The 10,900-nt window shown below is 76.6% G+C and carries 1 protein-coding gene; it reads right to left on the reverse strand.

From position 1 onward, the window contains the following. Positions 1–6 precede the first annotated feature (6 nt). Positions 7–10,866: a type I polyketide synthase gene (locus tag BX286_RS35735; protein ID WP_121017940.1), complete on the reverse strand. Its 10,860-nt coding sequence runs from the start codon at positions 10,864–10,866 to the stop codon at positions 7–9. Positions 10,867–10,900: the final 34 nt, after the last annotated feature.

A 10,900-nucleotide genomic window follows, 5' to 3' on the forward strand; every position in this document is an offset into this window, starting at 1 on the left:
CGGTGATCAGGAGATCCCGAACTCGTCGGTGATGAAGGCGAAGATCTCGTCGTCGGTGGCGCTCTCCAGGTCGCGGGCGTCTTCCTGCTGCGCCGTCGCGTGCCCGGGGTGGCCCCATTTCGCCAGTACGTCGTTGAGCCGCATGCCGATGCGCAGCCGGTCGGCCTCGTCGGCCGGGACCGGGCCCAGCAGGGCCTCCAGCCGGTCGATCTCGGCGAGCAGCGGGGCGATGCCCGCCGGTTCGCCGGGGACGATCTCGGCGCCCAGGTAGGCGGTCAGCTCGGCGGGTGTCGGGTAGTCGAACACCAGCGTCGCGGGCAGCCTCACGCCGGTCGTCGCGGCCAGCCTGTTGCGCAGGTCGACGGCGGTCAGCGAGTCGAACCCGAGCTCCTTGAAGGAGGATTCGGCGCTCACAGCGTCGGCGGAGTCGTGGCCGAGGACCACGGCCGCCTGGCGGCGCACCAGGTCCAGGACCGCCCGGTGCCGCTCGGGTTCGGGCAAGGCGGCCAGGCGCTGCGCGAAGTCGGCCCCTGCGTCGCCGGCGGCGGCCTCGGCCGCGCGCCGCACCGGGGTGCGCACCAGCTTGCGCAGCAGCGGCGGCAGCCCGCCTGCGGCTGCCTGGCCGCGCAGTGCGGCGGTGTCCAGGCGGACCGGCAGCAGCTCGGCCTCGCCGGTGGCGAGCGCGAGGTCGAACAGGGCCAGGCCGGTCTCGTCGGACAGGCCGAGGATGCCGCCGCTCTGCATGCGGCGCCGGTCGGCCTCGTCGAGGTGTCCGGTCATGCCGCTGGCCTGCGCCCAGAAGCCCCACGCCAGCGAGGTCGCGGCGAGGCCGTGGCCCCGGCGGCGGCGTGCGAGGGCGTCGAGGAAGGCGTTGGCGGCCGCGTAGTTGGCCTGTCCGGAACCGCCGAGGACGCCGGTGGCGGAGGAGAACAGGACGAACGCGGCGAGGTCGTGGCCGCGGGTGAGTTCGTCGAGGTGGACGGCGGCGTCGGCCTTGGGCCGCAGGACGGCGGCGAGCCGGTCAGGGGTCAGGGACTCCAGGACGCCGTCGTCGAGGACGCCGGCGGCGTGGACGACGCCGGTCAGCGGCCGCCGCACGGCGGCGAGGAGCCGTGCCAGCGCGTCGCGGTCGGCCGTGTCGCAGGCGGCGACGGTGACCTCGGCGCCGGCCTCGGCCAGTTCGGCCCGCAGGGCGTCGGCGCCCGCCGCGGCGGGGCCGCTGCGGCTGACGAGCAGCAGGTGGCGCACCCCGTGCCGGGTGACCAGGTGGCGGGCGAGGAGCCCGCCCAGCACGCCGGTGCCGCCGGTGATCAGGACGGTGCCCTCGGGGTCGAAGGCGGGGCCGGCGGCGTCCTCGGCGGGTGCGGCCGCCCGGACCAGGCGCGGGACGGTGGTGTTCCCGTCGTGGACCGCGAGCTGCGGCTCGCCGGTGGCCAGGGCGGCGGGCAGGGCCCGCCAGGAGGCGTCGCAGCCGTCGACGTCGGCCAGGACGAACCGGCCGGGCGCCTCGGACTGCGCGGAGCGCAGCAGGCCCCACACGGCGGCGGCGGCCGGGTCGGCGGCGGCGCCGGCGGCGGTCGCGCCGACGGTGACCACGGCGAGCGGGACGTCGCCGGGCGCGTCCGCGGACAGCCAGTGCTGTACGTCGGCCAGCGCGCGGCGGGTCGCGGCATGGGCGCGCTCCGCGAGGCCCGTGCCGGCGGATCCGGCGGCGCCGGGGTCGGCGGCCGCGATCAGGACCAGGTCGGGGGTGGCGGCGCCGGCCTCCAGGGCCGCCGTCAGCTCGGCGGCGTCCGCGTGGCGTGCCGCCCGTACTCCGGCGGCGGCGAGGGCGTCGCCGAGGTCTGCGGAGCCGATGACGGCGAGCCGCTGGACGGCCGGGGCGGCGGCGGGCGCGTCGGCCCACTCGACCCGGAAGAGGCAGTCGCCGTGGGCCCGTCCGGCGTTGCGCAGCTGTTCGGGGGCGATCGGCAGCATCGTCAGGGACTCCACCGTGGCCACCGGGGCGCCGGTGGCGTCGGCGACCGCGAAGGAGATGCCGTTGCGGCCGGTGTGGGAGAGCCGGACGCGCAGGGCGCCGGCGCCCGCGGCGTGCAGGGTGACGCCGCGCCAGGCGAACGGCAGCCGCGGCTTGCCCTGGTCCTCGTCGGCTATGGCGCCGTCGAGGAAGGTGCCGAGGCCCATCGCCTGGAGGGCGGAGTCGAGCAGGCCGGGGTGGACGCCGAAGGCGGCCGCGTCGGCGCGCGCCTCGGCGGGCAGCTCCACCTCGGCGTAGATCTCCTGGCCGAGCTGCCAGGCGGCCCGCAGGCCCTGGAAGGACGGCCCGTAGCCGAAGCCCTGACGGGCGGCCTCCTCGTAGACGCCGTCGAGCGGCAGTTCCCGGGCGCCGCGCGGCGGCCAGACGGACAGGTCGGCGGGGCGGTGGGTGCCGGTTTCGGCGGGGGCCAGGACGCCGGTGGCGTGGCGGCTCCACTCGGCGTCGGGGTCGCCGGCCGGCCGCGAGTGCACGGAGAGGGTGCGGCGGCCGGTGTCGTCGGCGGCGCCGACGGCGACCTGGATCTGGCGTCCGCCCAGCTCGGGCAGGAGGAGCGGCGCCTGGAGGGTGAGCTCCTCGACGCGGCCGCAGCCGACCTGGTCGCCGGCGCGGACCGCGAGTTCCACGAAGGCCGTGCCGGGGAAGATGACGGTTCCGACGACGGCGTGGTCGCCGAGCCAGGGGTGTGAGTCGACGGACAGGCGGCCGGTGAACAGGAAGCCGTCCGTGTCGGCCAGCTCCACGGCGGCGCCCAGCAGCGGGTGCTCGGCCGGACCCAGGCCGGCGGAGCCGATGTCGCCGATGGTGGTGCGCGGGACCTCCAGCCAGTAGCGGCGGCGCTGGAAGGCGTAGGTGGGCAGGTCGGTGCGCTGGGCGCCGGTGCCGTCGAAGGCCCTGGCCCAGTCGACGTCGGCGCCGTTCACCCAGGCCTCGGCGAGCGAGGTGAACACCCGGCGCAGACCGCCTTCGTCACGGCGCAGCGAGCCGAGCGCGGTCGCGTCCATCTCGGCGAGGCCGACGGCGAGGACCGGGTGCGGGCTCGACTCGATGAAGAGCCGGTGCCCGTCGGCCTGGGCCGCCTTGACGGCCTGCTCGAACAGGACGGGGTTGCGCAGGTTGCGGTACCAGTAGCCGCCGTCCAGCTCCGTGCCGTCCAGCAGCTCGCCCGTCAGGGTGGAGTACATGGGGATCGCCGCCTGGCGGGGGTTCAGGCCGCTGAGCAGGTCGGCCAGTTCGGCTTCCAGCTTCTCCACGTGGGAGCAGTGGGAGGCGTACTCCACCGCCACCCGGCGGGCCCGGACCCCCTCGGCCTCCAGGAGGGTGACCAGCTCGGCGCAGGCGTCCGCGTCACCGGAAACCACCGTCGAAGACGGACCGTTCACGGCCGCCACGGCCAGCCGGTCGCCGAACGAGGACGCGATCCGCTCCGCCGCGTCGGCGGCCGGGAGACTCACGGACACCATGCCGCCCAGACCCGCGATGGCGTCGATGGCCCGGCTGCGCAGGGCCACCACCTTCGCCGCGTCCTCCAGGGACAGCGCGCCCGCCACGCACGCGGCGGCGATCTCACCCTGCGAGTGGCCGATGACCGCCGACGGCCGGACCCCGTACGAGATCCAGACCTCGGCCAGCGCCACCATCACCGCGAACAGCACCGGCTGGACCACGTCCACCCGCTCCAGCGGGTCGTCGGAGCGCAGGACGTCCGTCAGGGACCAGTCCACATACGGGGCGAGGGCCTCCTCGCACTCCGCGATCCGCGCCGCGAACACCGGCGAGGAGTCGAGGAGTTCGACGGCCATGCCGACCCACTGCGAGCCCTGGCCCGGGAAGACGAACACGGGACGGGAGGAGCCGGCGCCCGCGTGGCCGCGGACGACGCCGGGGGCCTCGCGGCCCTCGGCCAGGGCGGCGAGCGCCTCGGCCGGGTCGGCGCCCAGGACCACCGCGCGGTGCTCGAAGACTGCCCGGGTCGTCACCAGCGAGAGGCCGATGTCGACAGGCTCCGGTGCGGTGTGCTCGGCGAGGTGGGCGGCGAGCCGCTCCGCCTGGGCCCGGACGGCCGCCTCGGACTTGGCCGAGAGCACCCACGGGGTGACGGAGAGGGGGGTGCGCGCCACGGGCGCCGCGGTGGGCGCGGGGGTTTCGGGGGCCTGTTCCAGGACCACGTGGGCGTTCGTGCCGCTGATGCCGAACGAGGAGACGCCGGCCCGGCGCGGGCGGCCCGTCTCGGGCCACTCCCGCTGCCGCGTCAGCAGTTCGACCGCGCCCGCCGACCAGTCGACGTGCGGGGACGGCTCGTCCACGTGCAGCGTCCTGGGCAGGACGCCGTGCTGGAGGGCGAGGACCATCTTCATCACGCCGGCGACGCCGGCGGCGGCCTGGGCGTGGCCGATGTTGGACTTCAGCGAGCCGAGGTAGAGGGGCTCGTCGGCGGAGCGCTCCTGTCCGTACGTGGCCAGGAGGGCCTGCGCCTCGATCGGGTCGCCCAGCGTCGTGCCGGTGCCGTGCGCTTCCACCGCGTCGACCTCGGCGGCCGACAGGCCCGCGTTGGCGAGCGCGGCACGGATGACGCGCTGCTGCGAGGGCCCGTTGGGGGCGGTGAGACCGTTGGAGGCGCCGTCCTGGTTGACGGCCGTGCCGCGGACGACGGCGAGGACGGGGTGGCCGTTGCGCTCGGCGTCGGAGAGCCGCTCCAGGAGGAGCATGCCCACGCCCTCGGACCAGCCGGTGCCGTCGGCGGCGGCGGCGAAGGCCTTGCAGCGGCCGTCGGCGGCGAAGCCGCCCTGGCCGCTGAGGCCCACGAAGCCGGCCGGGGTGGCCATGACCATGACGCCGCCGGCCAGGGCCATCGAGCACTCGCCGCCCCGCAGGGACTGCGCGGCGAGGTGCAGGGCGACCAGGGAGGAGGAGCAGGCGGTGTCGACGGTGACGGCCGGGCCCTCGAAGCCGAAGGTGTAGGAGACGCGGCCGGAGACCACGCTCGCGGTCGTGCCGGTGAGGAAGTAGCCCTCGATGCCCTCGGGGGCCTGCTGGAGCAGGGCCGCGTAGTCCTGGCCGCTGGAGCCGGCGAAGACGCCGGTGCGGCTGCCGCGCAGCGACGCCGGGTCGATGCCGGCGCGTTCGAAGGCCTCCCAGGAGGTTTCCAGCAGCAGCCGCTGCTGGGGGTCCATCGCGGTGGCCTCGCGCGGCGAGATGCCGAAGAAGGCCGGGTCGAAGGAGCCGGGGTCGTCGATGAAACCGCCCTGGATCGCCTCGTGTCCGCCGGCTCCGCCGTCCTGGTGGGGCAGGGCGGGGACGTGCCAGCCCCGGTCGTCGGGTACGGCGGAGACGGCGTCGCCGCCTTCCGTGACCAGGCGCCACAGCTGTTCGGGCGTGGAGACGCCGCCGGGGAGCCGGCAGGCCATGCCGACGACGGCGATGGGCTCGTCGTCGGCCGGGGCCGCGGCGGCGGCCGTGCGGCCGGCGGTGGCGGGGTCCTGGCCGAGCAGGAGTTCGGCCAGGTGGCCGGCGAGGACCTGCGGGGTCGGGTAGTCGAAGATCAGCGTCGCGGACAGGGGCAGGCCGGTGAGGGCCTTGAGGGCGTTGCGCATCTCGACGGCGGTCAGCGAGTCGAAGCCGAGGTCGCTGAAGGCGCGCCGGGCCTCGATGCCGTCGGGGCCGGCGTGGCCGAGGACGGCCGCGGCCTGGGTGCGGACCAGGTCGAGGAGGTGGCGCTCGCGGTCCTCGGGCGCGAGTGCGGCCAGCAGCACGGCGAGGGCGTTGTCCTCGGCGGCGGCTGCGGCGCCGGCGGCGCTGCGGCGGGCCGGGACGCGGACCAGGGCGCGCAGCAGCGCGGGGATCCGGGCGGCGCCCTGGGCGCGGAAGGCGGCCAGGTCCAGGCGGGCGGGCATCAGGTGCGCGTCCGGCAGGGCGGTGGCCGCGTCGAACAGGCCGAGGGCCTCCTCGCTGTCCATGGCGGCGACGCCGGTACGGCCGATGCGGTCGAGGTGGGCGTCGTCCAGCTTGCCCGCCAGTCCGCTGCGTTCGGCCCACAGGCCCCAGGCGAGCGAGGTGGCGGGCAGGCCGAGGGCCCGGCGGTGCTGGGCGAGGGAGTCCAGGAAGGCGTTGGCGGCTGCGTAGTTGCCCTGGCCGGGGCCGCCGAAGGCGGCGGCGACGGAGGAGAACAGCACGAACGCGGTGAGGTCCTCGCCCCGGGTCAGCTCGTGCAGGTTGACGGCCGCGTCCGCCTTGGGGCGCAGCACCGCGGCGACGCGCTCGGGCGTCAGCGCGGAGATGACGCCGTCGTCGGAGACGCCGGCGGCGTGGACGACGGCGGTCAGAGGGTGCTCCGCCGGCACGGCGGCGAGGACGGCGGCCAGCGCGTCGCGGTCGGCCGCGTCGCAGGCGGCGAAGGTGACGGTGGCGCCGAGGGCGGTGAGCTCGTCGCGCAGCCCGGCCGCGCCGGGGGCGTCCTGGCCGCGGCGGCTGAGCAGCAGCAGGTGGCGCACGCCGCGGGCGGTGACCAGGTGGCGGGCGAGGAGCTGTCCGAGGGTGCCGGTGGCGCCGGTGAGCAGGACGGTGCCCCACGGGTCGTACGCCGGCGCGGCCTCCTCGCCGGCCTCGGCGTCGATGCGGGCCAGCCGCGGTACGTGGACCTGCCCGGCGCGCAGGGCGAACTGGGGCTCGTCCGTGGCGAGGGCGGCCGGCAGGGCGCGGGCCGACTCTTCGCCGGCGTCGGTGTCGACGAGGACGAAGCGGTCGGGGTGTTCGGACTGGGCCGAGCGGATCAGGCCCCAGAGGGGTGCGGCGGCCAGCCCGGCGGCGGCGTCGCCGGGGTGGGCGGCGACCGCGTCGCGGGTCAGCAGGACGAGGCGGGCGCCGTCGAAGCGGGGGTCCTCGGCCCACTGGCGGGCCAGCTGCAGGGCGCGGCGGCCGTGGGCGTGGGCGGCCGCGGCGGTGCCGTCGGCGCCCTCGGGCCGGAAGGGGGCGGCCAGCACCGTCTCGGGTACGGGCGCGCCGGCGTCGACGGCCGCGCCGAGCGCGTCCAGGTCGGCGTACTCGGTGAGGCCGGCGGGGAGCACGGCCGGGTCGCGCAGCACGGCCGCCAGCTCCGGGGCGGTGCCGATCAGGGCCCACGGGCCGGGTGCGGCGGCGGGTGCGGCGGGCGCCTCGGTCCACGTGACGCGGTACAGCGCCTCGTGGTGGCCGGCGCCCGCGCCGGCCAGCTGTTCGGCGGCGACCGGCCGCAGCACCATGGACTCCACGGTGGCGACGGGCAGTCCGGTGCCGTCGGCGAGGAAGACGGTTACGCCGTCAGTGCCCGACGGGGTGATCCGCACGCGCAGGGCGCGGGCGCCGGAGGCGTGCAGCGAGACGCCGTTCCACACGAAGGGCAGCCGGCCCCGGCCGGGGCCCATGCCGCCGTCGGCGTCCTGGAACGCCATGGCGTGCATGGCCGCGTCGAAGAGGGCGGGGTGCAGTCCGAAGAGGGCGGCGTCGGCGTCGTGGCCGTCTGGGAAGGAGGCCTCGGCGAAGATCTCCTCGCCGCGCCGCCACACGGCGCGCAGGCCCTGGAACTGGGGGCCGTAGTCGTAGCTCTGGGCGGCGAGGGCGGCGTAGAACCCGTCGGTGTCGAGGGGTTCGGCGCCGGCCGGCGGCCACTGGGCGAGTTCGGCCCAGACCGGTTCGGCGGGCCGGGCGGTGCCGGCCGCCGGGGCGAGGGTGCCGCTCGCGTTGCGGGTCCAGGGGGTGTCGGGGTCGTCGCCGTCGGGGCGGGAGTGGACGGCCAGGGGGCGCTGTCCGTGCGCGTCAGCGGCGCCGACGGTGACCTGGAGCTGGACCCCGCCCCAGGCGGGCAGGACCAGCGGGGCCTCCAGGGTCAGTTCCTCCAGGCGGGAGCAGCCGCTGTGGTCGCCGGCGCGGACGGCGAGGTCCACGAAGGCGGTGCCGGGCACCAGGACGGTGTCCAGTACGGCGTGGTCGGCGAGCCAGGAGTGGGTCTGGAGGGAGAGCCGGCCGGTGAAGAGGAAGCCGTCGCCGTCGGCGAGGCTCACGGCCGCGCCCAGCAGCGGGTGTTCGGCGGAGCGCAGGCCCGCGGCGGTGACGTCCCCGGTCTGCGGCAGCCAGCGCGAGGGCCAGTGCCGCTGGTGGCGGAAGGCGTAGGTGGGCAGGTCGACGCGGCGGGCGCCGGTCCCGGCGAAGACGGCGGCCCAGTCGGGGGCGGCGCCGTGGACGTGGGCCGTGGCCAGGCCGGTGAGCAGGGCCTGCGGTTCGGGGCGGTCCCCGCGCAGCAGGGGGACGAACACGGCTTCCCCGGCGGTGTCGGCGCCCATGGCGGACAGCACCGCGTCGGGGCCGAGTTCGACGAAGCGGTGGACGCCGCTGCGGTGGAGGGTGGCGACGGCGTCGGCGAAGCGGACGGCTTCGCGGACGTGCCGCACCCAGTACTCCGGGTCGCGCAGCTCGTCGGCCGTGGCGACCGCGCCGGTGACGTCGGAGACGACGGGGATGGCCGGGGCGTGGTAGGTGACGCTCTCGGCGGCCCGCCGGAAGTCCGCGACCATGGGATCCATGAGCGGGGAGTGGAAGGCGTGGCTGACGGTCAGCCGCTTGGTCTTGTGGCCGCGGGCGGCGAGGACGTCAGCGATCTCGGTGACGGAGCCGGCCGCACCCGAGATCACCACGGAGCGCGGGCCGTTGACCGCCGCGATGCCGACGTCCCCGTAGGCGGCGAGCAGTTCGGCGGCCTCCTCTTCCGAGGCGCGTACGGAGACCATCGCCCCGCCCTCGGGGAGGGCCTGCATGAGCCGGCCGCGGGCGGTGACCAGGCGGGCCGCGTCGGCCAGCGAGAACACCCCCGCCACGTGGGCGGCGGCGATCTCGCCGATGGAGTGGCCGAGCAGGTAGTCGGGGCGCAGGCCCCAGCCCTCGACGAGCCGGTACAGGGCCACCTCGAGCGCGAAGAGCGCGGGCTGGGTGTACGCGGTGCGGTTCAGGTCGGCGGCGTCGTCCGCGAACATCACCTCGCGCAGCGGGCGCTCCAGGTGCGGGTCGGTTTCGGCGCACACGGCGTCCAGCGCCCGGGCGAACGCGGGGAAGGCCTCGTACAGGTCGCGTCCCATGCCGGGGCGCTGGGCGCCCTGGCCGGTGAAGAGGAACGCGGTCGGGCCGCCGGCGGTGGTGCCGGTGATCAGGCCGGGGGCCGGTTCGCCGGCCGCGAGCGCGTCGAGCGCGGCGAGCAGGCCGCCGGTGTCGGTGCCCAGGGCGACGGCGCGGTGTTCGAGCGCGGCCCGTCCGGTCGCCAGCGAGTAGCCGGTGTCGACGGGGGCGGCCGGCTCCTGGCCGCGCAGGTGCGCGGCCAGGCGGGCGGCCTGCGCGGCCAGCGCGTCCGCGGTCTTGCCGGAGACCGGCCACGGGACCAGCGGCAGCGTGGCCGTCGGGGCGTCGGCCGGGGCCTCGGCAGGGGCGGGGGCCTCTTCGACGATGACGTGGGCGTTGGTGCCGCTGATGCCGAACGAGGAGACGCCGGCTCGGCGCGGGCGCTCGGAGCGGGGCCACGGGCGGGCCTCGGTGAGCAGCTCCACCGCGCCGGCGGACCAGTCGATGTGGGGGGTCGGCTCGTCGACGTGGAGGGTCTTGGGCAGCACCTCGTGGCGCATCGCCTCGACCATCTTGATGACGCCGCCGACGCCTGCGGCGGCCTGGCTGTGGCCGATGTTGGACTTCAGGGAGCCCAGCCACAGCGGCCGGCCGGCGGGCCGGTCCTGGCCGTAGGCGGAGATCAGGGCGTGTGCCTCGATCGGGTCGCCGAGGGTGGTGCCGGTGCCGTGCGCCTCGACCGCGTCGACCTGCGCCGCGGTGAGCCCGGCGTTGTCCAGGGCCTGCTGGATGACGCGCTGCTGGGACGGCCCGTTGGGGGCGGTGAGGCCGTTGGAGGCGCCGTCCTGGTTGACGGCGGAGCCGCGCAGGACGGCGAGGACGGGGTGGCCGTTCCTGCGGGCGTCGGAGAGCCGCTCCAGGAGCAGCATGCCGACGCCCTCGGCCCATCCGGTGCCGTCCGCGGCGGCCGCGAACGCCTTGCAGCGGCCGTCCACGGCCAGTCCGCGCTGGCGGGAGAACTCCACGAACATGCCGGGGGCGGACATCACGGTGGAGCCGCCGGCGAGGGCGAGGGTGCACTCGCCGGCCCGCAGCGCCTGGGCCGCGAGGTGCAGCGCCACCAGGGAGGAGGAGCAGGCCGTGTCCAGGGTGACCGCGGGGCCTTCCAGGCCCAGCGTGTAGGAGACCCGCCCGGACACGACGCTGGCGGCGGTGCCGGTCAGGTAGTAGCCCTCGACGGGCTCCGCCGAGCGCTGCAGCAGCGTCGAGTAGTCCTGGCCGGTGCTGCCGGCGAAGACGCCGGTGCGGCTGCCGCGCAGCGACACCGGGTCGATGCCGGCCCGTTCGAGCGCCTCCCACGAGGTCTCCAGCAGCAGCCGCTGCTGGGGGTCCATCGCCAGGGCTTCGCGCGGGGAGATCCCGAACAGGGCCGCGTCGAAGTCGGCGACGTCCCGCAGGAAGCCTCCCTCGCGGACGTAGGAGGTGCCGGGCTGGTCGGGGTCCTCGGCGTAGAGCCGCTCCACGTCCCAGCCCCGGTCGTCGGGGAACGCGCCGACCGCGTCCGTACCCGAGGCGACCAGCCGCCACAGGTCCTCCGGGCTGCGCACGCCGCCGGGGTAGCGGCAGCTCATGGCGACGATCGCCACGGGCTCCTGCTCTCCGGCCTCGACCTCGCGCAGGCGCTGGCGGGTCTGGTGGAGATCAGCCGTCACCCGCTTGAGGTAGTCGAGGATCTTCTGGTCGTCCGTCATGATCGGCTGTCCCCTTTGCGCAAGATGTACGCGT

The organism is Streptomyces sp. 3211.6, from assembly GCF_003634815.1.
In the GTDB taxonomy this organism is placed as follows: domain Bacteria; phylum Actinomycetota; class Actinomycetes; order Streptomycetales; family Streptomycetaceae; genus Streptomyces; species Streptomyces katrae_A.

Bases quoted from the DNA above. Each gene is read 5' to 3' on its own strand.
- BX286_RS35735 (WP_121017940.1), bottom strand. From the start codon at position 10,866: ATGACGGACGACCAGAAGATCCTCGACTACCTCAAGCGGGTGACGGCT.